Source organism: Kitasatospora sp. NPDC087861, assembly GCF_044742585.1.
In the GTDB taxonomy this organism is placed as follows: domain Bacteria; phylum Actinomycetota; class Actinomycetes; order Streptomycetales; family Streptomycetaceae; genus Kitasatospora.
Window position 1 is genome coordinate 46,275 of record NZ_JBIUUS010000009.1, and the last position, 23,443, is coordinate 69,717.

The 23,443-nt window shown below is 72.3% G+C and carries 23 protein-coding genes and 1 pseudogene; 17 read left to right on the top strand and 7 right to left on the bottom strand.

What is annotated here, in order from left to right; genetic code table 11:
* The first annotated feature begins 12 nt into the window (after positions 1-12).
* The 4 genes from ACIOJE_RS15120 to ACIOJE_RS15135 all read left to right on the top strand — a co-directional run bounded on the left by ACIOJE_RS15120 (position 13) and on the right by ACIOJE_RS15135 (position 4,847).
* Positions 13-1,398 carry a glutamine synthetase family protein gene (locus ACIOJE_RS15120; RefSeq protein ID WP_400776493.1) on the top strand — a complete coding sequence of 462 codons (1,386 nt, stop codon included), beginning with the start codon at positions 13-15 and terminating at the stop codon, positions 1,396-1,398.
* Between the two features lie 5 nt (positions 1,399-1,403).
* Positions 1,404-2,786, top strand: a complete 1,383-nt coding sequence (locus ACIOJE_RS15125; RefSeq protein ID WP_280681713.1) for an aldehyde dehydrogenase family protein — start codon at positions 1,404-1,406, stop codon at positions 2,784-2,786.
* A 7-nt stretch (positions 2,787-2,793) separates the two neighbouring features.
* Positions 2,794-3,582: a 3-oxoacyl-ACP reductase gene (locus ACIOJE_RS15130; protein ID WP_280681711.1), complete on the top strand. Its 789-nt coding sequence runs from the start codon at positions 2,794-2,796 to the stop codon at positions 3,580-3,582.
* A 101-nt stretch (positions 3,583-3,683) separates the two neighbouring features.
* The gene (locus ACIOJE_RS15135; RefSeq protein ID WP_400776494.1) at positions 3,684-4,847 is read left to right on the top strand and encodes a DUF2510 domain-containing protein; all 1,164 of its coding nucleotides are present in this window, start codon (positions 3,684-3,686) and stop codon (positions 4,845-4,847) included.
* A 137-nt stretch (positions 4,848-4,984) separates the two neighbouring features.
* Here ACIOJE_RS15135 and ACIOJE_RS15140 read toward each other — a convergent pair whose 3' ends face one another.
* From ACIOJE_RS15140 to ACIOJE_RS15150, 3 genes are all read right to left on the bottom strand, one after another.
* The gene (locus tag ACIOJE_RS15140; RefSeq protein WP_400776496.1) at positions 4,985-5,899 is read right to left on the bottom strand and encodes a lytic polysaccharide monooxygenase; all 915 of its coding nucleotides are present in this window, start codon (positions 5,897-5,899) and stop codon (positions 4,985-4,987) included.
* A gap of 249 nt (positions 5,900-6,148) precedes the next feature.
* Positions 6,149-6,559 carry a hypothetical protein gene (locus ACIOJE_RS15145; RefSeq protein ID WP_400776499.1) on the bottom strand — a complete coding sequence of 137 codons (411 nt, stop codon included), beginning with the start codon at positions 6,557-6,559 and terminating at the stop codon, positions 6,149-6,151.
* A gap of 64 nt (positions 6,560-6,623) precedes the next feature.
* Positions 6,624-7,841 (bottom strand): alanine racemase, encoded by a 1,218-nt coding sequence (locus tag ACIOJE_RS15150; protein ID WP_400776501.1) that lies wholly within the window; start codon positions 7,839-7,841, stop codon positions 6,624-6,626.
* A gap of 90 nt (positions 7,842-7,931) precedes the next feature.
* Here ACIOJE_RS15150 and ACIOJE_RS15155 point away from each other — a divergent pair, with 90 nt between their 5' ends.
* Positions 7,932-8,675: an SseB family protein gene (locus ACIOJE_RS15155; protein ID WP_400776504.1), complete on the top strand. Its 744-nt coding sequence runs from the start codon at positions 7,932-7,934 to the stop codon at positions 8,673-8,675.
* A 73-nt stretch (positions 8,676-8,748) separates the two neighbouring features.
* On the opposite strand, the gene ACIOJE_RS15160 is transcribed toward ACIOJE_RS15155, so the two are convergent.
* Complete coding sequence (locus ACIOJE_RS15160; RefSeq protein ID WP_280681703.1) at positions 8,749-9,126, bottom strand: DUF1844 domain-containing protein; 378 nt, start codon at positions 9,124-9,126, stop codon at positions 8,749-8,751.
* 460 nt (positions 9,127-9,586) lie between these two features.
* On the opposite strand from ACIOJE_RS15160, the gene infC reads away from it, so the two are divergent.
* The 11 genes from infC (at position 9,587) to ACIOJE_RS15215 (ending at position 20,692) form a co-directional block, all read left to right on the top strand.
* The gene (gene infC / locus ACIOJE_RS15165; RefSeq protein ID WP_280681875.1) at positions 9,587-10,306 is read left to right on the top strand and encodes a translation initiation factor IF-3; all 720 of its coding nucleotides are present in this window, start codon (positions 9,587-9,589) and stop codon (positions 10,304-10,306) included.
* A 143-nt stretch (positions 10,307-10,449) separates the two neighbouring features.
* Complete coding sequence (rpmI, locus tag ACIOJE_RS15170; protein ID WP_030055648.1) at positions 10,450-10,644, top strand: 50S ribosomal protein L35; 195 nt, start codon at positions 10,450-10,452, stop codon at positions 10,642-10,644.
* A gap of 108 nt (positions 10,645-10,752) precedes the next feature.
* A complete protein-coding gene (gene rplT / locus ACIOJE_RS15175) occupies positions 10,753-11,148 on the top strand; it encodes a 50S ribosomal protein L20 (protein WP_030055649.1) in 396 nt (131 codons plus the stop codon).
* Positions 11,149-11,273: 125 nt separating this feature from the next.
* Positions 11,274-12,140, top strand: a complete 867-nt coding sequence (locus tag ACIOJE_RS15180) for a TrmH family RNA methyltransferase (RefSeq protein WP_400666462.1) — start codon at positions 11,274-11,276, stop codon at positions 12,138-12,140.
* A gap of 120 nt (positions 12,141-12,260) precedes the next feature.
* Positions 12,261-13,364: a sensor histidine kinase KdpD gene (locus tag ACIOJE_RS15185; protein ID WP_280681694.1), complete on the top strand. Its 1,104-nt coding sequence runs from the start codon at positions 12,261-12,263 to the stop codon at positions 13,362-13,364.
* Positions 13,365-13,610: 246 nt separating this feature from the next.
* A complete protein-coding gene (pheS, locus tag ACIOJE_RS15190; protein WP_280681692.1) occupies positions 13,611-14,732 on the top strand; it encodes a phenylalanine--tRNA ligase subunit alpha in 1,122 nt (373 codons plus the stop codon).
* Positions 14,732-17,233 (top strand): phenylalanine--tRNA ligase subunit beta, encoded by a 2,502-nt coding sequence (gene pheT / locus ACIOJE_RS15195; protein WP_400776506.1) that lies wholly within the window; start codon positions 14,732-14,734, stop codon positions 17,231-17,233. The genes pheS and pheT overlap by 1 nt, the downstream gene beginning before the upstream one ends.
* A 103-nt stretch (positions 17,234-17,336) precedes the next feature.
* Complete coding sequence (locus ACIOJE_RS15200; RefSeq protein WP_280681688.1) at positions 17,337-17,774, top strand: GntR family transcriptional regulator; 438 nt, start codon at positions 17,337-17,339, stop codon at positions 17,772-17,774.
* Positions 17,774-18,700 (top strand): ATP-binding cassette domain-containing protein, encoded by a 927-nt coding sequence (locus ACIOJE_RS15205; protein ID WP_280681686.1) that lies wholly within the window; start codon positions 17,774-17,776, stop codon positions 18,698-18,700. Before ACIOJE_RS15200 ends, ACIOJE_RS15205 begins: the two co-directional genes overlap by 1 nt.
* Positions 18,697-19,671 carry an ABC transporter permease subunit gene (locus tag ACIOJE_RS15210; RefSeq protein WP_400776509.1) on the top strand — a complete coding sequence of 325 codons (975 nt, stop codon included), beginning with the start codon at positions 18,697-18,699 and terminating at the stop codon, positions 19,669-19,671. Before ACIOJE_RS15205 ends, ACIOJE_RS15210 begins: the two co-directional genes overlap by 4 nt.
* A gap of 178 nt (positions 19,672-19,849) precedes the next feature.
* Complete coding sequence (locus ACIOJE_RS15215) at positions 19,850-20,692, top strand: chitosanase (protein ID WP_280681682.1); 843 nt, start codon at positions 19,850-19,852, stop codon at positions 20,690-20,692.
* A gap of 66 nt (positions 20,693-20,758) precedes the next feature.
* Here the strand turns inward: ACIOJE_RS15215 and ACIOJE_RS15220 are convergent.
* From ACIOJE_RS15220 to ACIOJE_RS15230, 3 genes and pseudogenes are all read right to left on the bottom strand, one after another.
* Positions 20,759-20,857: pseudogene (locus tag ACIOJE_RS15220) on the bottom strand (3-hydroxyacyl-CoA dehydrogenase family protein); the annotation flags it as partial.
* 41 nt (positions 20,858-20,898) lie between these two features.
* A complete protein-coding gene (locus ACIOJE_RS15225; protein WP_400776511.1) occupies positions 20,899-21,066 on the bottom strand; it encodes a hypothetical protein in 168 nt (55 codons plus the stop codon).
* A gap of 41 nt (positions 21,067-21,107) precedes the next feature.
* Positions 21,108-21,590 carry a hypothetical protein gene (locus ACIOJE_RS15230; RefSeq protein ID WP_400776514.1) on the bottom strand — a complete coding sequence of 161 codons (483 nt, stop codon included), beginning with the start codon at positions 21,588-21,590 and terminating at the stop codon, positions 21,108-21,110.
* A 954-nt stretch (positions 21,591-22,544) separates the two neighbouring features.
* On the opposite strand from ACIOJE_RS15230, the gene ACIOJE_RS15235 reads away from it, so the two are divergent.
* On the top strand, positions 22,545-23,312 hold the full coding sequence (locus ACIOJE_RS15235) for a helix-turn-helix domain-containing protein (RefSeq protein ID WP_400776516.1): 768 nt from the start codon (positions 22,545-22,547) through the stop codon (positions 23,310-23,312).
* Positions 23,313-23,443 lie beyond the last annotated feature (131 nt).

Below are 23,443 nucleotides of genomic sequence, written 5' to 3' on the forward strand. Positions count from 1 at the left end.
AAGGGTTCCGTCATGCCCGAGAACGCCGCCGCGGGCGTGCCGCCCCGTCCGCCGTTGACCCTGGACGAGCTGCGCACCCTGGTGGACACCGGAGAAGTCCACACCGTCGCGCTGGCGTTCACGGACATGCAGGGGCGCCTGCAGGGCAAGCGCTTCGCCGCCCGCTTCTTCCTGGACGAGGTGGTCGAGCACGGCGCCGAGGCCTGCGACTACCTGCTGGCCGTCGACGTGGACCTGAACACCGTGGACGGCTACGCCTTCTCCTCCTGGGCGACCGGCTACGGCGACTTCGCGATGCGCCCCGACCTCGGCACCCTGCGGCTGACCCCCTGGCAGCCGGGCACCGCACAGGTGACCGCGGACCTGGCCCGGCACGGCGGCCACCCAGTCGACGCGGCCCCGCGCCAGCTGCTGCGCCGCCAGATCGCGCGGCTGGCGGAGTACGGGCTGGCCGCCGACATCGGCACCGAGTTGGAGTTCCTGGTGTTCCGGGACACCTACGAGCAGGCCTGGTTGGGCGGCTACCGCGGTCTGACGCCGGCGAACCTGTACAACGTGGACTACTCGATGCTGGGCACGGCCCGGGTGGAGCCGCTGCTGTCCCGGATCCGCACCGAAATGGCGGGCGCGGGCCTGGTGGTGGAGTCCGCGAAGGGCGAGTGCAACCTGGGCCAGCACGAGATCGCCTTCCGCTACGCGGACGCGCTGACCACCTGCGACCAGCACAGCGTCTACAAGACGGGCGCGAAGGAGATCGCCGCGCAACAGGGCTGCGCGCTGACCTTCATGGCCAAGTACAACGAGCGCGAGGGCAACAGCTGCCACATCCACCTGTCGCTGCGCGACGCGGTGGGCGCGCCGGCCTTCGCCGACCGGGACGGCCGGATGACCGACACCATGCGGCACTTCCTGGCCGGCCAGCTGACGGCGCTGCGCGAGTTCAGCCTGCTGTACGCGCCGAACATCAACTCGTACAAGCGGTACCGCCCGGGCTCGTTCGCCCCGACGGCGGTGGCCTGGGGCCGGGACAACCGGACCTGCGCCTACCGGGTGGTCGGCCACGGCCCCGGCCTGCGGATGGAGAACCGGGTGCCGGGCGGGGACGTCAACCCGTACCTGGCGGTGGCCGGGATGATCGCGGCCGGCCTGCACGGACTGCAGCGCAAGCTGGAGCTGCCCGCGCCGTGCCTGGGCAACGCCTACGCGGTGCAGGAGTACGCCCGGGTGCCGGGTTCGCTGCGCGAGGCGGCGGAGCTGTGGGCGCAGAGCGAGCCGGCCCGGGCCGCCTTCGGCGACGACGTGGTCGAGCACTACCTGAACATGGCCCGGGTGGAGCAGTGCGCCTTCGACGGGGCCGTGACCGACTGGGAGCGCTACCGCTCCTTCGAACGGATGTGAGGCCGATGACCGAGCCGGCTACCACCGGGCCCACCAGCAGCACCGTCCGCAATCCGACCACCGGCGAGGTGCTCGCCACCGTCCCGGACACCACCGCCGAGCAGCTGGAAGCGGCGGTGCAGCGCGCGCTGAAGGCCCAGTCGGGCTGGGCGGCGCTGGCACCGGGTGAACGGGCCCGGCTGCTGCGCCGGTTCGCCGACCAGGTCGAGGTGCACGTCCCGGAGCTGGCCGCGCTGGAGGTGCGCGAGGCCGGGCACACCGTGGGCAACGCCCGCTGGGAGGCCGGCAACGTCCGGGACCTGCTGGAGTACGCGGCCGGGGGAGTGGAGCGGCTGACCGGCCGCCAGATCCCGGTGGCGGGCGGCCTGGACGTGACCTTCCACGAACCGGTCGGCGTGGTCGGGGTGATCGCGCCGTGGAACTTCCCGATGCCGATCGCCGCCTGGGGCTTCGCGCCCGCCCTGGCGGCGGGCAACGCGGTCCTGCTGAAGCCCGCCGAGGCGACCCCGCTGACGGCACTGCGCCTGGCCGAACTCGCCCTGGCGGCAGGGCTGCCGGAGGGCCTGTTCCAGGTGCTGCCGGGCGCGGGCGGGACGACCGGGCGGGCCCTGGTGGACCATCCGGCGGTCCGCAAGATCGTCTTCACCGGCTCGACCGTGGTCGGCAAGGAGGTGGCCGCCCGCTGCGCGGCCCGGGCCAAGCGGGTCACCCTGGAGCTGGGCGGCAAGAGCCCCAGCATCGTCTTCGCCGACGCCGACCTGGCCCGCGCCGCGGACCCGATGTCCTTCGCCGACAACAGCGGCCAGGACTGCTGCGCCCGCAGCCGGATCCTGGTCCAGCGGGAGGTGTACGACGACTTCCTGGCCCTGCTGCTGCCCGCCGTCGAGGCGCTGCGCACCGGCGACCCGGCGGACCCCGAGACCCGGCTCGGCCCGCTGATCTCGGCCGCCCAGGTGCGCCGGGTGGCCTCCTACCTCACCCCGGAGCTGCCGGTGCTGGCCCGCGGCGCGGTGCCGGACGGGCCCGGTTACTGGTACCCGCCGACGGTGATCGCGCCGCCCGACCCGCAGGTGCCGGCGGTCACCGAGGAGATCTTCGGCCCGGTCGCCGCCGTGCTGCCGTTCACCGACGAGGCGGACGCGCTGCGGTTGGCCAACGCCACCCGCTACGGCCTGTCCGGCTCGATCTGGACCAGGGACCTCGGCCGGGCGCTGCGGCTGGCCCGGGGCGTCGCGGCGGGCAACCTGTCGGTCAACTCGCACTCCTCGGTGCGGTACTGGACGCCGTTCGGCGGCTACGGCGAGTCCGGCGTCGGCCGGGAGCTGGGGCCGGACGCGCTGCGCCAGTTCACCGAGACCAAGAACGTCTTCATCCACAGCGAGGAGTAAGAGCCCGATGACCGACAACGACGCCACGGTGTGCCGCCGGCTGGTCGACCGCACCGCCGTGATCACCGGCGCGGGCAGCGGGATCGGCCTGGCGGCCGCCCGCCGGCTCGCCTCGGAGGGCGCGAAGGTGGTCTGCGCGGACCTGGACGAGGAGTCGGGGCGGGCGGCCGCCAAGGAGGTCGGCGGCCTGTTCGTGCACACCGACGTCACCGACCCGTACATGGTCGAGGCGCTGTTCGACGAGGCCTACGAGACGTACGGGAGCGTGGACGTCGCGTTCAACAACGCGGGCATCTCGCCGCCGGAGGACGACTCGATCCTGACCACCGGGCTGGACGCCTGGCGCAAGGTCCAGGAGGTCAACCTGACCTCGGTGTACCTGTGTTGCAAGGCCGCGCTGCCGTACATGCGGCGGCACGGGCGGGGCTCGATCATCAACACCGCCAGCTTCGTGGCCCGGATGGGCGCGGCCACCTCGCAGATCTCGTACACCGCCTCCAAGGGCGGGGTGCTCGCGATGTCCCGCGAACTGGGCGTGCAGTTCGCCCGGGAGGGGATCCGGGTGAACGCGCTGTCGCCGGGGCCGGTGGACACCCCGCTGCTGCGGGAGCTGTTCGCCGAGGACCCGGAGCGGGCGGCCCGCCGGCTGGTGCACATCCCGTTGGGCCGGTTCGCCCGGGCGGAGGAGATCGCCGCCGCGGTGGCCTTCCTGGCGAGCGACGACTCGTCCTTCATCACGGCGAGCGAGTTCCTGGTGGACGGCGGCATCTCGGGCGCGTACGTGACCCCGCTGTAGCCGCGCGGCGGGGCCCTTCTCACCGTAATCTCATCGAAAACCGCCGGAATTCCGGGCTGCGCTGATTTCGCGCTTATCCACGTGCCTTTAGATTCTCTGTTGTGAGTGAGCAGATTCCCGCCGGGTGGTACCCGGACCCGAAGGACACCGGCAGCGACCCGAGGCCGCAGCGCTGGTGGGACGGCAGGGGTTGGACGGCCAGCACCCGGCCCGCACCCTCGGACGCCCCGGAGCCGGTGCCCCCGGCGGCCGGGTCTCCGGGGCCGGGGTCGGCCGAGGAACCCACGGTCCTGGAGGGCGAGGTGCTGGACAGCGGACCGACGGTCCGCTACCCGGAGCCGCCGCCCTTCGGCACCGCCTACGGTGCCGCGGCGCCGCCCCCGCCGCGGGGGCCCCGGCGCCGCCCGTCCCGGCTGGTGATCGCCACCGCCGTGGCGGCGCTGCTCGGCCTGGGCGCCGGCTCCGGGATCACCTACCTGGCGATGGACGGCCACGGCGACAACCGCACGCAGCGCAGCGCCCGACCGGTCGTGCCGAACGGCGAGAACGGGCCCTGGAACGGCTTCCCGGGCCTCGGCGGCGGCAACGGCGACAGCGGCAACGGTGGGAGCGGGAGCGGCGGCAACGGGAGCGGTGGGAACGGCGGCAACGGGAGTGGCGGCAACGGCAGCGGCAAGACCAGGCCCGGCGCCGGGAACGCGATCGACCTGGTGAACCGGCTCACCCTGCCCGTCCCCTCCGGCTGGCGGGCCGACGCCACCAACGACGGCTACGCCGTGCTCACCGTCGGCTCGTACACCTGCCCGGACGGCAGCAGCACGTGCACCCTCGGCGGCGTGACCACCGGCCGGATCGACGGCGGCGGCACCGACGCCCAGACGGCGGCCAAGGCCGACATCGACAAGGCGGCCAAGGAGTCGTACGGCGACATCACCGGGCACCAGGAGCTGAAGTCCGAGGCGGTCAAGGTCAACGGCCAGGACGGCTACCTGGTCCGCTGGAAGGTCGACGCGCCCAAGGGCAACAACGGCTACGTGCAGACGGTGGTCTTCCCGTCCGCCGACGGCAAGGCGCTGGTCTCGGTGCACTTCGGCTTCGACATCGCCGACAAGGCGCCGGACCCAGGCGTGATGGACACCATCCTCAACGGCATCACCGACTACAAGGGCAAGCTGCCGTCCCTTCCGGGCGGCGGACTGCCCGGCGGCGTTCCCGGTGGCGTTCCCGGCGGTGGTGCCGCCGGAACCGGCGGCACCAGCACCTGAGCCACCCGCTCCTCACACGGCGGCGGCCCACCCGGAGAAGCACTCTCCGGGTGGGCCGCCGCCGTTCGTTTCACACGGGGTGGAGCCACGGAACCGGGTCGGACGGGGGTATGGCCGGCCCGGTCCCGCGCCCGGCGTCAGGAGTCGCGTCGAACAGCCTCGATGCGACGGCGCCGGAGCACCATGCCGGCCCAGCCGACGCTGATCGCGGCGGCGCCGGCCAGCAGCAGCGGACCGGTGGCCGACGTGCCGACGGCCGCGGCGGTGGTCGGGATCACCGCGCCGGCCGGGGAGTTGGGGTCACCGCCGTGGCCGTGGTGGGCGACCGTGGACTTGGACGCGTCGGCCGCGATCTGCGCGTCGCCGGGCGCGGCCGGGGCCTGCGCGGCGAGCGCCGTGCCGGCCGGGGCGCCGGCCGTGCCGAAGTCGATGTCGGAGCAGCTGTAGAACGCCTCCGGGCTGTCGCTGCGCTGCCAGACCGTGTACAGCAGCTGGCGGCCGGTGCGCTGCGGCAGGGTGCCGGAGTAGGTGTAGAAGCCGTTGGTGGCGGTCCGGTCGACCTGCACCTGGGCGACCGGGGTCGGGTCGAGGTCCGACCACTTCAGCGGCTTGGTGGGGTCGTAGCTCGGCTTGGTGATGTAGACGGTCTGGGTGCCGACGTGCGGCGCGGTGGTGCGGAACTGGAAGGTGAAGGCGCCCGTCTTGACCGCGGTGGCCGGCCAGTCGGTGCGCGGCCAGTCGAGGGCCTGGTACTTGTCGCGGTTGGCCGAGCAGAGCTTGCCGTCCGGGATCAGCGCCTGGTGGTTGCCGGCCGCGTTGGCGATGTTGACCTCGTTCCAGTCGTACAGCGGCTGGGTGCCGCTCGCGGCGACGAGGTCCTTGCAGACCTGGGACACCGGGTGCTCGGGGCCCTCGGCGTAGCAGGCGGCGACCCGGCTGACCGGGTTGGTCATCGTGCCGTGGGCGCTGGCGGTACCGGCGGTGGAAACGGCCACCGCGAGGACCGCGGCGCCGACCACGCCGACGGACAGGGCACTTCGCTTGATGGACATGGGGTGGGGACTCCTTGACCGTCGTTCCGGGCGAGTGTGGGGGAGCGGACACGCCTGCCCGTTCGGGGGCCGCCGACCCGGACCGCGGGTCCCTGGCCAGAGCGTATGATTGGTCTGGACCAGTTGGCAATAGCCGTGCGCGCCGCGCTTCTTGACGGACAGTAGGCCCAGGAGCAGCGCAAAGGCCCGATGGAACACCCGGGTTAGGCGTTCCATCGGGCCCGCTTAAGGCTCCGGAAAGGTCGGGCGTCAGAAGTTCAGACTGCCGTTGATCGTGTGGGCCTGGACGACCTTGCCGTGGATCGTGGCGGTGCTGCTGATCTCGTTGTGCACCGTGCCGGGCTGCGTGGGCACCTGCGGTGCCAACTCGTCCAGGATCCGCCGGAGTTCGTCGACGGCCTCCGGGCTCTCGCGGAACAGCGTGCGCAGTCGGGTGCGCAGCACCGCGGTCTGGTCGTCGCGGGCCTCCTGGTCCTCGCCCGCCTCCAGCAGTCCGGTCCGGACCGCTTCCAGCTCGGCGCCGGCCTGCTCGTCACCCTCGCCCCGCCCGAACAGCCGGGCGATCCGCGAACTGACCTGCTCCCAAGCTGCGGTGGCCATCAGCGTGGCCAACGACGTGGCGCCCGACGTCACCATTTGCTGCACGATCTCGGCTTCCATGCCGCCCCCTTCTCGCCCTGCTCCGCAGTATCGGCACCACGGTAGAGCACCGAACGCCGCCTGGTCAGAGGAACGTCTTCCCCTCACCCCGGTACGTCGGGACGGTCCGCACCACCCGATCCCCTTCGATCAGGTGCAGTTCGGCGAAGCGCTCGCACAGCTCGCCCGCCTTGGCGTGCCGGAACCAGACCCGGTCGCCGATCAGCAGGTCGTCCGCGGCCGAGCCGAGCAACGGGGTCTGCACCTCGCCGGCGCCCTCCACCGGGTCGTACCGCAGCCCCTGCGGCAGGTACGGCACCGGGGAGCGGTCCGGGCCGGCCGCGCCCGAGGCGGGGTAGCCGCCGCCGAGCACCGTCACCACCCCGACGCCGGGCCGGCGCACCACCGGCTGGCCGAACAGCGCGGCCGGACGGCCCTGGAACGAGCTGTAGTTGTCGAACAGCCGGGGCAGGTAGAGCCCGGAGCCGGCCGCGACCTCGGTGACGGCGCGCTCGGCCGCGGTGGACTCCACACTGCCGGTGCCGCCGCCGTTGACGAACTCCAGCTCGGCCACTCGCCGCAGCCGCCTGACCACGGCCGCGCGCCGTTCGGCCAGTTCGGTCCTGGACTTGGCCTGCATCAGCCGGATCAGCCGCGAGCGCGCCGGCCGTCCGGGCACCTGGTCGCCCACCCCGGCGACGTGCCCCTCGTAGGCCATCAGGCCGACCACCCGGAACCCCTGGCGGTGCTGGACGAGTTCGGCGAAGGCGCCGAGGTCCTCGGGGGTTCGCAGCGGGGAGCGTCGGGCGCCCACCCGGACGCGTCCGCCGAGCAGGTGCAGCGCGGTGTCCAGTTCCAGGCAGACCCGCACCTCGGCGTCGCCGCCGCGGGCCTTGTCGATCAGGTCCAGCTGGGCGGGGTCGTCGAGGACGACGGTGATCTCGCGGGCGAGCGCCGGATCGGCGGTCAGTTCGGCGTAGCCGGTCCGGTCGGCGGAGGGATAGGCGAGCAGGATGTCGCGGACGCCGGTGCGCGCCAGCCAGAGCGACTCGTCGAGGGTGTAGCTCATCACCCCGGCGAAGCCGTCCACGGCCAGTGCGCGCTCCAGCAGGGCCCGGCAGCGCACCGACTTGCTGGCGACCCGGATCGGCTTGCCGGCGGCCCGGCGTACCAGATCGGCGGCGTTGGCGTCGAAGGCGGCGAGGTCGACGACGGCCACCGGCCCGTCCAGGTGTGCGGTGGCCCGGTCGTACCGGTGGCGGTCGGAGACCGGGGCGGGGGCGGCGGTTTCGAGCATGACCATGCGCGCAGGGTGCCACACCGTCCTACCCGTGGGTAGGCCCCGCGTGCAGGGAAATGAGGTCGGGGGCGCGCGGTGGCATAGGGTCGGTGGGTGGACCGCAAGAACATCCCGAACCCCGGCTTCGCCGACGACGACGGCACCGCCGACCCGGCGCTCACCGAGGCCCTCGCCCGCTGGTCGCAGGACCGCGCGGCGGAGCCCGAGCTGCTGGCGGCGCTGACTCCGACCCGGCTGATGGTCCCGATCGTCGCCCTCCTCGGCGAGGTCGAGGTGGACGAGCACGGGCACAAGCACGAGAAGACCAGCGACATGGCCGTCCCGGTGCTGGAGGCCCCGGACGGGCGCCGCGCGCTGCCGGCCTTCACGTCGCTGGAGACGATGGCCCGCTGGCGCGCCGACGCCCGCCCGGCGCCGGTGGTCGCTCCGCAGGCCGCGATGGTGGCCTTCTCCGAGCGCGCCGACATCCTGCTGATCGACCCGGCCGGACCGGTCGCCTACCAGGTGGCCGGGGCCCGGCTGCGGGCGCTGGCGGAGAACCGGCCGTACCTGCCGCCGGTGCGCGACCCCGAGGTGCGCGAGGCGGTACGGGCGCTGCTGGCGGCCGAGCCGCAGGTGCTCACCGGGCTGCTGGCGGCCGCTGAGGGCGCGGACGGGGTGCTCGCCGTGGTGTTCGACCCGGAACTGGACCAGCCGGGCGTCCAGGCGGCCGCGCAGCGGGTGGGGCGGGCGGTGGCCGCGGACCCGGTGCTGCGGGTGCGGCTGGACCGGGGGCTGGACCTGGCGGTGCTGCCGGTGACCGCGCAGCTGCCCGGCGAGCCGCTCTACCGGCGGTAGGAACACCTCGGGCGGGAGGAACGGAACAGGGGCAGTGGCTCACGAGAGCCACTGCCCCTGCTGCGTGCGCGGGTCAGGAGTAGACCGGCCCGGTGAACTTCTCGCCCGGGCCCGTGCCCGGGGCGTCCGGGACGATGGAGGCCTCGCGGAAGGCCAGCTGCAGCGAGCGCAGGCCGTCCCGCAGCGGTGCCGCGTGGAAGTTGCTGATCTCCGGGGCGCCGGCGGTGATCAGCCCGGCCAGCGCGGTGATCAGCTTGCGGGCCTCGTCGAGGTCCTTGTCCTTGTCGCCGCCCTCGGCCAGGCCGCACTTGACCGCGGCGGCGCTCATCAGGTGCACCGCGACGGTGGTGATCACCTCGACGGCCGGGACCTCGGCGATGTCCCGGGTGAGGTCGTCGAAGCCGATCGCGTCGTCGTCCGCGCCGGGGGTCTGGGTGGGCTCGCTGCTCAAGGGGGGCTCGTTCCGTCGTGCCGGTGTCCGTACCCCTGGAGCGTACAAGTTGGTCCGAAGTGGGGCGGAATAGTGTTCTACGGCCCAACGCTGTATGCTTCGAGACTGACCGGCCGGGATCCCGCAGGGGAGCCTGGCCAGCAAGAGGAGGCTCCACCCAGGAGGCCCGAGAGGGCAACCGCGAAAGTCTCCCACCTGGTCGACCTCGCGGTCGACGGGTCCCGGTCCGCGACGGGCGCCACGGCGCCGAGTCGCCGCAGCGCTCCTCACCAGGGCGCCGCCCCCGGTTGTGTGGAGCCCCGCTTGTACCGAGCGGGGCTTTTTTCGTGTCGCGGTGCACACGGTACCGAGCAGGTGCCTGGCAGCGCAGCACGAATGAAGCCCCGCCCAGTGGTCGAGTCCACTACGTGCGACCGCCGTCCGACGGCCGCATCGCAGAAGGTGCAACCGAGGAGGCCCCATCAGCACCGAGCCCCGCATCAACGACCGGATTCGCGTCCCGGAGGTGCGACTCGTCGGTCCCAGCGGCGAGCAGGTCGGCATCGTGCCGCTTGCCAAGGCGCTGGAGCTCGCGCAGGAGTACGACCTCGACCTGGTCGAGGTCGCGGCGACCGCCCGGCCGCCGGTGTGCAAGCTCATGGACTACGGCAAGTTCAAGTACGAGTCGGCCATGAAGGCCCGTGAGGCGCGCAAGAACCAGGCGCACACGGTCATCAAGGAGATGAAGCTCCGGCCGAAGATCGACCCGCACGACTATGACACCAAGAAGGGTCACGTCGTTCGGTTCCTCAAGCAGGGCGACAAGGTCAAGATCACGATCATGTTCCGCGGTCGTGAGCAGTCCCGCCCCGAGCTGGGCTTCCGTCTGCTGCAGCGGCTCGCCGACGACGTCCAGGACCTGGGCTTCGTCGAGTCCTCGCCGAAGCAGGACGGCCGAAACATGATCATGGTTCTTGGCCCGCACAAGAAGAAGACCGAGGCGATGGCCGAGGCCCGCGCGCTCGCCGACGCCCGCAAGGCCGAGCGTCAGGGCCGGACCCCCGGTTCCGACGCCGCCGCGGCTGACGAGGACGCAGCGCTCGAGGCCGAGAACGCCGCGGCCGAGGCGGAAGCCGACGAGGCTGACGTCGAGGACGCCGCCGAGGTCGAGCAGCCGGCCGAGGCCTCCCAGGACGCCTGAGCCGTTACGGCCAGGGCGGCCCGGGGGACCGGCCACCAGAGGTGACGGGGCGGCCCGCCCGGTCACCGTAGATCCATCCAGTTCACGCCCGCGTGGCTCAGGCCGCGCGGGCGCGGACGGGACCGACGAGGAGATACGGCGAAATGCCGAAGCAGAAGACGCACAGTGGCGCCAGCAAGCGCTTCAAGATCAGTGGCTCTGGCAAGGTGCTGCGCGAGCGCGCCGGCCGCCGCCACCTCCTGGAGCACAAGCCCTCGACGCTGACCCGCAAGCTGGCCGGGACCGTCGAGCTGGCCCCCGCTGACGCCAAGAAGATCAAGAAGCTTCTCGGCAAGTGATCGCCCTCCCGCTCGGCGCGAGCCCGAGCGGGGCAGCTGATCCTTCCCGACCCATTCGAATGACGGACCACGTGAAGTAGTCCGTGGTCCAATCCAAGGAGTAATCAAGTGGCACGCGTCAAGCGGGCAGTCAACGCCCACAAGAAGCGCCGGGTCATCCTGGAGCGCGCCAGCGGCTACCGTGGCCAGCGTTCGCGGCTGTACCGCAAGGCCAAGGAGCAGGTCACCCACTCGCTGGTCTACAACTTCAACGACCGCAAGAAGCGCAAGGGCGACTTCCGTCAGCTGTGGATCCAGCGCATCAACGCTGCGGCCCGTGCCAACGGCATCACCTACAACCGCTTCGTGCAGGGCCTGAAGGCCGCCAGCGTCGAGATCGACCGCAAGATGCTGGCCGACCTGGCCGTCAACGACCCGGGCGCCTTCGCGTCGCTGGTCGAGGTCGCCCAGAAGGCGCTGCCGGCCGACGTCAACGCCCCCAAGGCTGCCGCCGACGCCGCCTGATCTTCCGAGATCAGTTGAGCTCTGACCGGACCCGCAGGCCCTCCTGCGGGTCCGGTTCTGCGTTCCCCCGGATCTTCAGCGGTTTCCCCGGATCCTCAGAGCCGCCCGCCACAGAGAACGAGACCATGCCGAGCACCGACATCCCCCTGCTCACCTCCGTGCGCTCGCCGCGCGTCGTCGCCGCCCGCCGGCTCGCCAAGCGGAACCAGCGCACCAAGGAGCGCCGCTTCCTGGCCGAGGGCCCGCAGGCCGTCCGGGAGGCCGTCGCCTTCGGGCAGCTGCCGGGATCGGCCGAGCACGCCGTGGTCGAGGTGTACGTGACCCCGGAGGCCGCCGAGCGGCACGCCGGCATCGTCGAGGCGGCGCTGGCCGAGGGACTGCCGGTGCTGACCGCCACCGACGAGGTGATCGCGGAGATCTGCGACACGGTGACCCCGCAGGGCATCGTGGCGCTCTGCCGCTTCATCGACACCCCGTTCGCCGAGGTGCTCAAGGCCCGCCCGAGGCTCGTCGCGGTGCTCGCCCACGTCCGTGACCCCGGCAACGCCGGCACCGTGCTGCGCACCGCCGACGCGGCCGGCGCGGACGCCGTGGTGCTCACCGACGCCTCGGTGGACCTGTACAACCCGAAGGCCGTCCGGGCCTCCGTCGGCAGCCTGTTCCACCTGCCGGTGGCGGTCGGCGTGCCGGTCGAGGAGGCGGTCGGGCAGCTGCGCGCGGCCGGAGTCCGGGTGCTCGCCGCGGACGGCGCGGGGGAGCGCGACCTCGACCAGGAGCTCGACGAGGGCACCCTGGGCGCGCCCGGCGCGTGGGTGTTCGGCAACGAGGCGTGGGGGCTCCCGGAGGAGACCCGCGCGCTCGCCGACGAGGTCGTGCGCGTCCCGATCCACGGGCACGCCGAGAGCCTCAACCTGGCCACCGCAGCGGCCGTCTGCCTGTACGCCTCGGCCCGGGCGCAGCGTTCGCCCGGCGGCTGCCGCTCGAACGCCTGAACCGCGCGCTCGTGGTACGCCCGGATCACCCCGCCGCGGGCCCTACTGCGGGGGGCTGCGAGGCGCTAGGGTCTGCCTCGGTGGGGGGAACGGCACGGTGGGTAATCGGGGAGGACACCCATGGTCGGCAGCGGGCCAGAGCTCGACCCGGACGACCTACCGGACGGCCTGGTGGTCGCCGATGGGCGGGGCCGGGTGGTCTGCTTCAACCGGGCCGCGGTCCGGCTCACCGGCGTGCTCCGGGAGGTCGCGCTCGGGCAGGAGCTGGAGGACGTCCTCCCGCTGGAGGACCTGGACGGCCGCCGCTGGTGGCAGCTGACCGACCCGTACGGCGGCCTGGCCACCCGTACCGGACAGCCGGAGCGCAACCTGCTGCTGCCCGGCGGCCGTGAGGTGCTGGTCTCCGCCCGGTACGTCCGGGCCGTACCGCTGGGCCCGCCGGAGCGCCTGGTGATCGCGCTGCGCGGCACCGAGGCCCGGCGCCGCACCGAGCGCAGCCACGCCGAGCTGATCGCCACCGTCGCGCACGAGCTGCGCTCGCCGCTGACCAGCGTCAAGGGCTTCACGGCCACGCTGCTGGCGAAGTGGGAGCGGTTCACCGACGGGCAGAAGCGGCTGATGCTGGAGACCGTGGACGCCGACGCCGACCGGGTCACCCGGCTGATCGCCGAGCTGCTGGACATCTCCCGGATCGACGCGGGCCGGCTGGAGCTGCGCAAGCAGGTGGTGGACCTGGCCGCCGCGGTGCGCCGGCACGTCGAGCGCAAGGTCGCCACCGGCATCCCGGAGGAGCGCTTCGACGTCCGGATCAGCGAGTCGCTGACCGTCCTGTGGGCCGACCCGGACAAGGTCGACCAGGTGCTGGCCAACCTGCTGGAAAACGCGGTGCGCCACGGCGAGGGAACTGTCACGATCGAGGTGGCACCGGCCAAGGAGGTCGTCGAGGCACCCGTCTGGGAGCGCTCCGGCACCCCGCCCCGCATCGTGGAAGGCACCGCGGTCACCGTGAGCGACGAAGGAAGCGGCATTCCCGAGGAGTCGATGCCGCGCGTCTTCACCCGCTTCTGGCGCGGGTCCAAGCGCGGCGGCACCGGTCTGGGCCTGTACATCGTCAAGGGCATCGTGGAGGCCCACGGCGGTTCGATCCGGGTCGACCGCGCCCCCTGCGGCGGCGCCCGGTTCCGATTTATCCTGCCCGCCAGCGTGCCGGACTTCATGTTCTGAGGTCCCGCTGGACGGGCATCGCGGCAGCCGCGCTACGCGCTGCGACTACACTCGACCTTTGGCGTTGTGGGACGCCCTGTGCGGCTGAGCCGCGGACACCCCTCTTCCCCGTCGTGCGGAGAACGGCTGCCCGTGCCCCGGCCACGCCGGGCGTAGCGCAAAGGTCCCCTCCTGCCCGAGGGCGGGCAAGGAGGGAGAGCCACCCTTACCTGAGCACGGACGAGCAGGAGCACGGGAAAGATAGAGATGTCGGCACCCAACAAGTCGTACGACCCGGTCGAGGTCGAGGCCCTCAAGCCCGAGGTGGTGGAGCAGGCGCGGGACGAGGCCGTCGCCGCCTTCGCCGCCGCCAGCACGCTCGACGAGCTGAAGCAGGCCAAGGTCGCCCACACCGGCGACCGCTCCGCGCTCTCCCTCGCCAACCGCGAGATCGGCGCCCTGCCCCCGCACGCCAAGGCCGCCGCAGGCAAGCTGATCGGCCAGGCCCGCGGCGCCGTCAACCAGGCCCTCGCCAAGCGGCAGGTCGAACTGGAGGCGGAGCGCGACGCCCGCGTGCTGGTCGAGGAGGCGGTGGACGTCACGCTGCCGTACGACCGCGCTCCGCGCGGCGCCCGGCACCCGCTGACCACGCTGGCCGAGCGCATCGAGGACACCTTCGTCGCGATGGGCTACCAGGTCGCCGAGGGCCCCGAGGTCGAGGCCGAGTGGCTCAACTTCGACGCCCTCAACCTGGGCCCGGACCACCCGGCCCGCTCGATGCAGGACACCTTCTTCGTCCAGGCCCCGGACGGCTCCGCCGACTCCGGCGTGGTGCTGCGCACCCAGACCTCCCCGGTCCAGGCCCGCACCCTGCTCGACCGCGAGCCCCCCGTCTACGTCGTCTGCCCCGGCCGGGTCTACCGCACCGACGAGCTGGACGCCACCCACACCCCGGTGTTCCGCCAGGTCGAGGGCCTCGCGGTGGACGAGGGCATCACCTTCGCCGACCTCAAGGGCACCATCGAGGTGCTGGTCGAGAAGCTGATCGGCGGCGGCCTGGAGCTGCGCTGGCGCCCCTCGTACTTCCCGTTCACCGAGCCGAGCGCCGAGATCGACCTGCAGTGCTTCGTGTGCCGCGGCGAGAGCGTCGGCAACCCGGACCGCCCCTGCCGCACCTGCTCGTCCGAGGGCTGGATCGAGCTCGGCGGCTGCGGTGTGGTCAACCCGCGCGTGCTGGTCGCCTGCGGCGTCGACCCGAACCGCTACAGCGGGTTCGCCTTCGGCCTGGGCCTGGAGCGGATCCTGATGAATCGTCACAACGTCGCCGACATGCGCGACATGGTCGAGGGTGACGTGCGCTTCACCCTCCCGTTCGGGATGGAGATCTGATGCGCGTCCCGCTTTCCTGGCTGCGTGAGTACGTCGACCTGCCGGCCGGCGAGACCGGCCGTGACGTGGCGGAGCGCCTGGTCCGGGCCGGCCTGGAGGTCGAGACCGTCGAGCAGCTCGGCGGCGACCTCAAGGGCCCGCTGGTGGTCGGCGAGGTGCTCTCCATCGAGGAGCTGACCGGCTTCAAGAAGCCGATCCGGCACTGCTTCGTCAACGTCGGCGACGCCAACGGCACCGGTGAGCCGCAGGAGATCGTCTGCGGTGCCACCAACTTCGCCGTCGGCGACAAGGTAGTCGTGGTGCTCCCGGGCGCCGTGCTGCCCGGCCCCTTCCCGATCTCGGCCCGCCAGACCTACGGCCAGACCTCGGCCGGCATGATCTGCTCCGCCCGCGAGCTCGGCATGGGCGACGACCACGACGGCATCATCGTGCTGCCGCCGGAGTTCGAGCCCGGTACCGACGCGATCGAGCTGCTCCAGCTGGTCGACGAGGTGCTGGACATCGCCGTCACCCCGGACCGCGGCTACTGCCTGTCCCTGCGCGGCGTCGCCCGCGAGGCCGCCGCCGCGTACGGGCTGCCGCTGGCCGACCCGGCGCTGCTCGACGTGCCGCCGGCCAACTCCTTCGGCTACCTGGTCAAGGTCGCCGACCCGGCCGGCTGCGACCGCTTCGTGGCCCGTACGGTCGTCGGCGTCGACCCGACCGCCAAGTCCCCGATCTGGCTGCAGCGCCGCCTGCAGAAGGCCGGCATCCGCCCGATCTCGCTGACCGTCGACATCACCAACTACGTGATGCTGGAGGTCGGCCAGCCGCTGCACGCCTACGACAAGCAGCGCGTGGAGGGCCCGATCACGGTCCGTCGGGCGGAGCAGGGCGAGACCCTCACCACCCTCGACGGCGTGAAGCGCACGCTCTCCGCCGAGGACCTGCTGATCTGCGACAACAGCGGCCCGATCGGCCTGGCCGGCGTCATGGGCGGCGCCTCCACCGAGATCCTCGACCCGGCCGCCGGCCCGGGCACCACCGAGGTGATCATCGAGGCGGCGCACTTCGACGCGGTCGCCATCGCCCGCGCCGCCAAGCGGCACAAGCTGCCCTCCGAGGCGTCCAAGCGCTTCGAGCGCGGCGTCGACCCGGAGGCCGCCCGCGCCGCCGCCCAGCGCGCCGTCGACCTGCTGGTCCTGATCGCCGGCGGCACCGCCGAGGCCGGGGTCACCGACATCGCCGCCCCGCACCCGGTGCGCACCATCACCATCGCCGCCGACCTGCCCGACCGGGTCGCCGGCACCGCGTACGGCCGCGAGACCGTCACCCGGCGCCTGCAGGAGATCGGCTGCTCGGTCGCCGGCGCCGACATCCTGGAGGTCACCCCGCCGACCTGGCGGCCCGACCTCACCGACCCGTACGACCTCGCGGAGGAGGTCATCCGGCTGGAGGGCTACGACAACGTCCCCGCCCGGATGCCCAATGTGCCCCCGGGCAAGGGACTGACCGAGGCCCAGCGCACCCACCGCCGGATCGGCGTCGCGCTGGCCGGGGCCGGCTACGTCGAGGTCAACAACTACCCGTTCCTCGGCGAGAGCGCCTTCGAGGCGCTCGGCCTGGAGCCGGAGGACCGGCGCCGCCGCACCGTCAAGCTGGTCAACCCGCTCAACGACGAGGAGCCGGCGCTGCGCACCACGCTGCTGCCGGGCCTGCTCGGCGCGCTGCGCCGCAACGTCGGCCGGGGCAACACCGACCTGGCGATCTACGAGACCGGCACCGTCTTCCTGCCCAAGGACGAGCTGACCGTGGCCCCGCGCCCGGCCGTCGACCACCGGCCGAGCAACGAGGAGCTGGCCGAGCTGGACGCCGCGCTGCCGGACCAGCCGCGCCGGGTCGCGGTCGCCCTCGCGGGCGAGCGGCTGCCCTCCGGCTGGTGGGGCCAGGGCGCCCAGGCGTTCTGGGCGGACGCCGTCGAGGCGGCCCGCACGGTGGCCCGCGCGGCCGGTGTCGAGCTGACCGTCCGCCAGGGGCAGCAGGCGCCCTGGCACCCGGGCCGCTGCGCCGAGCTGGTCGTCGCCGGCACCGACCGGGTGGTCGGCCACGCCGGTGAGCTGCACCCGCGCGTCGTCAAGGCGCTCGGCCTGCCGGCCCGCACCAGCGCGATGGAGGTCGACATCGACCTGCTCACCGCCGACGGTGCCGAGAAGGTCAACGGCCCGGCCGTCTCCGGCTTCCCGGTGGCCACCCAGGACGTCGCGCTGATCGTCGACGCAGCCGTCCCGGCCGCCGACGTGGAGGCCGCGCTGCGCTCCGGCGCGGGCGAACTGCTGGAGGCCATCCGGCTGTTCGACGTCTTCACCGGCGAGCAGGTCGGCGAGGGCCGCAAGTCGCTGGCGTACGCGCTGCGCTTCCGCGCCGCGGACCGCACGCTGACCGCCGAGGAGGCGACCGCCGCCCGTGAGGCGGCCGTCGCCGAGGCCGTCGCCCGCACCGGCGCGGTGCTGCGCGGCGCCTGATCACGCCCGGCCCAAGGGCCCCGTCCGGACCTCGGTCCGGGCGGGGCCCTTTGCCTTTCCTTGGGTTGACGGCCCGTCGCCATCGCCACTTAACTCATTAACTATGGAACTAGACAAAGGTGCCGACCAGCCCTCCCCGATCGAGTTCCGTCTGGACCCGGCCTCCGGTGTCCCGACCTACCTGCAACTCGTGCAGCAGGTCGAACAGGCGCTGCGGATGGGCTGGTTGACCGAGGGGGACCGCTTGCCCCGGGTACGCGAGGTGGTGGCGGGGCTGGCGATCAACCCCAACACCGTGCTCAAGGCGTACCGCGAACTGGAGCACCGCGGCCTGGCGGTCGGCCGGCGCGGTCAGGGCACCTTTGTGCGTGGGCTGCCCGCCGGAGTGGTGCCGCTGCGCGAACGGGCCGCGCTGCGGCGGGGGCTGCTGGACTGGATGCGCTCGGCGCGGAACGCCGGGCTGGACGAAGGGGGGATGGTCGCGGTGTTCGAGGACGCGCTGCGCGACCTGCGCGAGGGACGGGACGGGGTGGTGGCCTGATGGCCGCGGACACGGTGATCGACTGCGGCGGGCTGGGCAAGCGCTACCGCCGCTCCTGGGCGCTGCGGGACTGCAACCTCGCCGTCCCGGCCGGGCGCGTGGTGGCGCTGGTCGGCCCGAACGGCGCCGGCAAGTCCACCCTGCTGGGCCTGGCCGCCGGCCTGACCCTGCCGAGCGAGGGCATGCTGTCCGTCCTCGGCGGTCAACTCCCTGGCTCACCAGAGGCGTTGGGCCGGATCGGCGTCGTCGCCCAGAACGCCTCGCTCTACCCGGGCCTGCCCGTCCGCGATCTGCTCCGGATGGGCGGCCACCTGAACCGCCGCTGGGACGGGGCCCGGGCGCGTACCCACCTGGACGGTCTCGGCATCCCGCTGGACCGCAAGTACGGCCGGCTCTCCGGCGGCCAGCAGGCCCAGGTGTCGCTCGCCCTGGCCCTCGCCAAGCGTCCTGAACTGCTGTTGCTGGACGAGCCGTTGGCGGCCCTGGATCCGCTGGCCCGGCACGACTTCATGGCCGTGCTGCTGACGGCCGTGGCCGAGGACGGCCTGTCGGTGGTGTTCTCCTCGCACGCCGTCAACGAGCTGGAGCAGACCTGCGACTACCTGGTGGTGCTCGGCGGTGGCCGGGTCCAGGTGGCGGGGGAGGTGGACGACCTGGTCGGCGGCCACCGGATGCTGACCGGTCCGACGGCCGAGGCGGACGAGCTCGCCGCCCGCCTGCCGGTGGTCCGCGACCGCCGGGCCGGCGTCCAGTCCCACCTGCTGGTCCGCACCGGCGGCGTGGACGCGCCGGTCTCCGGGGGCTGGCGCCAACAGCGTGTCGGCCTGGAGGAGCTGGTGCTCTCCTACTTGCGCGAGCCGGCCGTCTCCGCCCTGCCCGGCCCGCGCGGGGCCGTCCGTACGTCCGAGAAAGCGATGCTGTCATGAGTGCCGTCACCGCCGTTCCCGCCGCGCTGCCCCGCAGCGGGGCGATCCGGGCGGCCTGGCTCCGCCACCGGTACGCGCTGCGGACCCTGCTGGGCGTCCTCGCCGGGCTCACCCTGCTGCTGGCCGTCACCGGGTACTTCCTGCACGCCGGGTTCGAGCGTTCCGGTGCGGGTGGCTGCGACATGACGACGCGGGCCTGCAACGAGCGGTGGAAGGAGTTCCTGCGCGAGTACGGTACCGAGCTGACGGTCGGTGGGAACATCGTCTACTTCCTGGGCGGAGCCCTCGGCGCTTTCGTGGGCGGCCCGTTGCTGGCGCGGGAGTTCGAGCACGGCACGGTCCGCTTCGCCTGGACCCAGGGGGCCGGGCGGACCCGGTGGACGGTGGGTGTGCTGGCCGTCGTGGGCAGTGTGCTGGCGGCCGCGACGGTACTGGTGGCCGTGGTGTTCAGCTGGTGGATCGCGCCGATGGCGGGGGAGTCGGGCCGCTTCCTGCCCCTGCTCTTCTCGGCCGCTCCGCCCGCCCTGGTCGGCCGGGTCCTGCTGGTCTTCGCGGTGGCCGCGCTCGCGGGCGCGGTGCTGCGGCGGACGGTGGTGGCGGTCGGGATCGGTGTGGTGGCCTCGGTCGTGACCACTCTGGTGGCCGAGTCCCTGCGCTTCCACTACCGAACCCCGCTGGAGGAGACGGTGCACACGCTGGCCCAGTCCTCGGTCGACCACCGCTGGGAGTTGAGCGTGTGGTACGCCGACCCGGCCGGGAATCGGATTCGCAGTGGTGAGATCTACGACCTGGGACACGACTACTACGGCGCCCAGAAGCTGGTGAGCGAGGGAGGCTACTCGGTGCACGAGACGTACCAGCCGGACGGGCGTTACTGGTCGTTCCAGTTCATCGAGCTGGGGTGGATGCTCCTGCTCGCGGTGGCGCTGTGCGCGGCGACGGTCTGGTGGGTGCGCCGCCGGGCGGTCTGAGCGGAGAGATCGAGGACGGTCGGTTTAAGTCCTTGCCGTGGCGGCCGCCTCCGGGCCCTTCGTCCGGTAGCGAAGAAATTTGAAGAGGTTCTGTCAAAACCCTTGCGGAGGCGGGGGTCCGAGGCGCTAATTTCCCGTTAGGAAAGTTTCCTAACCGCCCGAGGAAACGGAGCATCGTATGCGTCCCCAGTACCACCGTGCCCTGCGCATAGCCCTCGCCGCCGCCCTGGTGGCCGCACCCGCCACGGTCGCGGCCGCCGGCGCGGCCGCCGCCGCCCCGGCGGCCGCGGCATCCGTCCAGCTCAAGGGAGTCGGGCTGGACGACCCGCACAAGAAGGACATCGCGATGCAGCTGGTGTCCAGCGCGGAGAACTCCTCGCTGGACTGGAAGGCCCAGTACAAGTACATCGAGGACATCGGCGACGGGCGCGGCTACACCGCCGGCATCATCGGCTTCTGTTCCGGCACCGGTGACATGCTCGACCTCGTCCAGCACTACACGGACCTCAAGCCCGGCAACATCCTCGCCAAGTACCTGCCGGCCCTGAAGAAGGTCAACGGCAGCGCCTCGCACTCCGGCCTCGGCACCCCCTTCGTCAAGGACTGGGCCACCGCCGCCAAGGACACCGTCTTCCAGAAGGCCCAGGACGACGAGCGCGACCGGGTGTACTTCAACCCCTCCGTCAACCAGGCCAAGTCGGACGGCCTGCGCGCGCTCGGCCAGTTCGCCTACTACGACGCCATCGTCATGCACGGCCCCGGCAACAGCTCGGACAGCTTCGGCGGCATCCGCGCCGCCGCCATGAAGAAGGCCAAGACCCCCGCCCAGGGCGGCGACGAGGCCACCTACCTCAAGGCCTTCCTGGACGCCCGCAAGGTGGTCATGAAGAAGGAGGAGGCGCACTCCGACACCAGCCGGGTCGACACCGAGCAGTCGGTCTTCCTCAACGCGAAGAACTTCGACCTCAACCCGCCGCTCAAGTGGAAGGTCTACGGCGACAGTTACGCCATCAACAGCTGACGTGACGTAGGCCTGGGCCCGGGAGCGGCATGCTCCCGGGCCCCGTCGCCGTCCGCCGGCCGGTGCTCAGGCGCTCGCGGTGTAGTCGTAGAAGCCGCGGCCGGACTTGCGGCCCAGCAGGCCCGCGTCGACCATCCGGGAGAGCAGCGGGGGAGCGGCGGCAGGCCATGGCCGGCCGTGCCGCCGTACGGCCGGCCAGGGGTGTGCTACTCGCTCGGGACCGGTTCCATGAGGAACCCGAGACGAGGAGGTACAGGCTCGTCGTCAGCCCGGAAGACTGGCCGGCCGAGCGCCTGTTCCGGGTCGGGATTCACCTGCTGCTGCCGGTACCACTCGACAACGTGCGCGTAGCGCGGGTTGATGTACTCACCCATGGGAGAACCTCCTGTCGACTGTCCGGCAGCGTACGCGTCCGTCAGGCAACGGCCGGCTTGTTGCAGGGCTTCTCCGGTTTCGGCATGGGCCGGATCTTGCAGCGCGGCGCGTGCTGGCAGTTCGCCGCGACGGATACGAGGGAGTCGTCCGTGGGCGCCCGCCACAGCTCCGGGTCGACCTCGAACCCGGCGGCCCGAATGGCGTCCTGGGTCTGCTCCAGGATGTTTGGGTCGAAGTTGTCCGGGTCGAAGCCGGGACTGTGGTGGACGAACACGCCCTCACGGGCGCACAACTCGGAGTAGACCTCGGTGTGGACGATGAGTGCGTGCCAGCCCTCGTCCACGATGCGACTCGGCGCCATGGCCAGGTGGGGGCGCCGGGCGCCGGTGACGACGAACGCGAGCGCCTCGCGAACGATGCGCTCCGCCATCTCGACCGTCATGCCCTCGTTGTTGGCGAGCACAGTGGACACGACAGAGCCGAACGTCGTCGTGCTCACGAGCGGACCCGGCGAGCTGATCATGATGACGCTCCTCTCGGTGATATCGAGTGGTGCTACCTCCCGGACCCGGTGTTGTCGTCAGGCTGGGAGGAAACGAGAACAGGGCAGTGTTCGACGACCGCCGTGCGGACGGTCGGATCTGTCCCGAGGCGGGTCTACTTGTAGGCCGCTCGGTAGCCGGGTAGCCGGTCACCAGATCCAGGGCGACCCACTGGTCGGGGTGGCCAGCTGGGCGTTCCACCAGCTCCGGGCGGTAGCGGGCGGCGACGCGCTGCCGACAGGTCAGGCGGTCGCCGTACGACACCCGCGCGACAGCGACGGCATCCCCTTCGAGGGCGAGCGTCCAGTCGGTGGCCTCGTCGCCGTGCATCCAGCGCTCCAAGTCGCGCGTGTCGCCGCTGCCCACCAGCCGCTCCATCGCCCGCAGCTGGTACTCGCCGATCGGCAGCTCGCGCAGCGTCTGCCACAGGATGTCCAGCGCCTGCAGCGCCGGCGCGGTGACCGGCTCCAAGTGGCCGTCCACCGCGACTGTGAGCTCATCGATCAACATGTCCTCTCCTCCACGCACTGGAGATGGGCGACGACCGGCCAGCCGAGCGGAGCGCGGCCTGGGCCAGCGTCGGTGTAGACGTGGCCAACTGCTACGAGCGTCGTGTCAGAGCACGCGTTGCTGGTGATGCATGCCCGGCCGTGCAGTTGCTCGCTGGTGACGCTGATACGGCGAGGGGTGCCGCGGGCCGGCCGGAACTCGGCCAGCGTGCGAACCGGCGTCGGTGGGGTGACCATGCCGAGAGGATCGGGCCACCGCCAGAGATCCGACAATGGCGGCGTCACCGTGAACGGTGACCGCGATCACCATGCCGTGGTGAAGAACGCGCGCGATCTCCTAGCGGCGTGATGAACTCTCTCCGCGCCGCCTACAGGATGACCTAACGTGGTGTCATATCCCCCACCGTGTCGGACTCGGAGCCGCTGATGCCCCGCGCCACCACCCGGCAGGCCGCCGCTCGCCTGGTTGCCCAGTCCAGCGTCGCTGGCTGGGCCCCCTGGCAACTCGTTCAGGCGATCGCTGAACAGTGCGGGGTGTCCCTTCTGCAGGCCGCGCGCCTTGCTCGGGGCTGGACGCTGCAGGAAACCGTGACCATGTTCGCCGAGGTCGGCCACCGGGTCACGGTGCAGCAGCTGTCGTCCTGGGAGCACGGCGCCAGCCGACCCAGCGACCCACGCCTCGACGGCCTGTGTCGGCTCTACCAGACCCGGCCCGACCGGCTCGGCTACGGCGCCGACTACACCCCCTTCAACGCCGACTCCGACGCTGCACCTGGAACTGCCCAGCAGGCTGACACAGAACCCACCCTCGGACCCGCGCCGCCCGCACGCCACGCGATACTCCGCGGCCTACTCGGCGCCGTCGGCATCACCCTCTCCGCCCCCGTCATGGCCGCGCTGGCGAGCGCCCGACAGGACCTGGCCGACACCCTCACCAGCAGCCTCGCTGCGCCGATCGTCGGCAACGGCAACCGGCCCACGGCCACGGTCAAGCTGCTGATGACGACCTGGTTCTACAACCCGATCAACCCGAACAGGTTCAACCCCAAGGCTTGGAAGCCCGCGTTGGCCGAAGCGGGGCTGATCGCGCCGAAGGACCTGGCGGCCGAGGGCAGCGGGTGGGAGCCTTCCGGGAGCTCATGTTCCATCGGTGCAGGCACACGTACGCGAGCGTCCAACTGCGCGCTGGAGTAGACGTGGTGTCGGTGTCCCACTGGATGGGGCATGCCTCGCCGGACGTGAGGTTCAAGACGTACGCGCACTTCATGCCGGAGCAGGGCCCACGAGGGCGAGTAGCCGTTGATGCCTGGTTCGGTGCCTGAGAA

What these genes read in the sequence shown, in the direction of transcription:
- ACIOJE_RS15120 (WP_400776493.1), top strand. Translation starts at nt 13, where the DNA reads ATGCCCGAGAACGCCGCCGCGGGCGTGCCGCCCCGTCCGCCGTTGACC.
- ACIOJE_RS15125 (WP_280681713.1), top strand. Translation starts at nt 1,404, where the DNA reads ATGACCGAGCCGGCTACCACCGGGCCCACCAGCAGCACCGTCCGCAAT.
- ACIOJE_RS15130 (WP_280681711.1), top strand. Translation starts at nt 2,794, where the DNA reads ATGACCGACAACGACGCCACGGTGTGCCGCCGGCTGGTCGACCGCACC.
- ACIOJE_RS15140 (WP_400776496.1), bottom strand. Translation starts at nt 5,899, where the DNA reads ATGTCCATCAAGCGAAGTGCCCTGTCCGTCGGCGTGGTCGGCGCCGCG.
- ACIOJE_RS15145 (WP_400776499.1), bottom strand. Translation starts at nt 6,559, where the DNA reads ATGGAAGCCGAGATCGTGCAGCAAATGGTGACGTCGGGCGCCACGTCG.
- ACIOJE_RS15150 (WP_400776501.1), bottom strand. Translation starts at nt 7,841, where the DNA reads ATGGTCATGCTCGAAACCGCCGCCCCCGCCCCGGTCTCCGACCGCCAC.
- rpmI (WP_030055648.1), top strand. Translation starts at nt 10,450, where the DNA reads ATGCCGAAGCAGAAGACGCACAGTGGCGCCAGCAAGCGCTTCAAGATC.
- ACIOJE_RS15180 (WP_400666462.1), top strand. Translation starts at nt 11,274, where the DNA reads ATGCCGAGCACCGACATCCCCCTGCTCACCTCCGTGCGCTCGCCGCGC.
- ACIOJE_RS15185 (WP_280681694.1), top strand. Translation starts at nt 12,261, where the DNA reads ATGGTCGGCAGCGGGCCAGAGCTCGACCCGGACGACCTACCGGACGGC.
- pheS (WP_280681692.1), top strand. Translation starts at nt 13,611, where the DNA reads ATGTCGGCACCCAACAAGTCGTACGACCCGGTCGAGGTCGAGGCCCTC.
- pheT (WP_400776506.1), top strand. Translation starts at nt 14,732, where the DNA reads ATGCGCGTCCCGCTTTCCTGGCTGCGTGAGTACGTCGACCTGCCGGCC.
- ACIOJE_RS15200 (WP_280681688.1), top strand. Translation starts at nt 17,337, where the DNA reads ATGGAACTAGACAAAGGTGCCGACCAGCCCTCCCCGATCGAGTTCCGT.
- ACIOJE_RS15205 (WP_280681686.1), top strand. Translation starts at nt 17,774, where the DNA reads ATGGCCGCGGACACGGTGATCGACTGCGGCGGGCTGGGCAAGCGCTAC.
- ACIOJE_RS15210 (WP_400776509.1), top strand. Translation starts at nt 18,697, where the DNA reads ATGAGTGCCGTCACCGCCGTTCCCGCCGCGCTGCCCCGCAGCGGGGCG.
- ACIOJE_RS15215 (WP_280681682.1), top strand. Translation starts at nt 19,850, where the DNA reads ATGCGTCCCCAGTACCACCGTGCCCTGCGCATAGCCCTCGCCGCCGCC.
- ACIOJE_RS15225 (WP_400776511.1), bottom strand. Translation starts at nt 21,066, where the DNA reads ATGGGTGAGTACATCAACCCGCGCTACGCGCACGTTGTCGAGTGGTAC.
- ACIOJE_RS15230 (WP_400776514.1), bottom strand. Translation starts at nt 21,590, where the DNA reads ATGATCAGCTCGCCGGGTCCGCTCGTGAGCACGACGACGTTCGGCTCT.
- ACIOJE_RS15235 (WP_400776516.1), top strand. Translation starts at nt 22,545, where the DNA reads ATGCCCCGCGCCACCACCCGGCAGGCCGCCGCTCGCCTGGTTGCCCAG.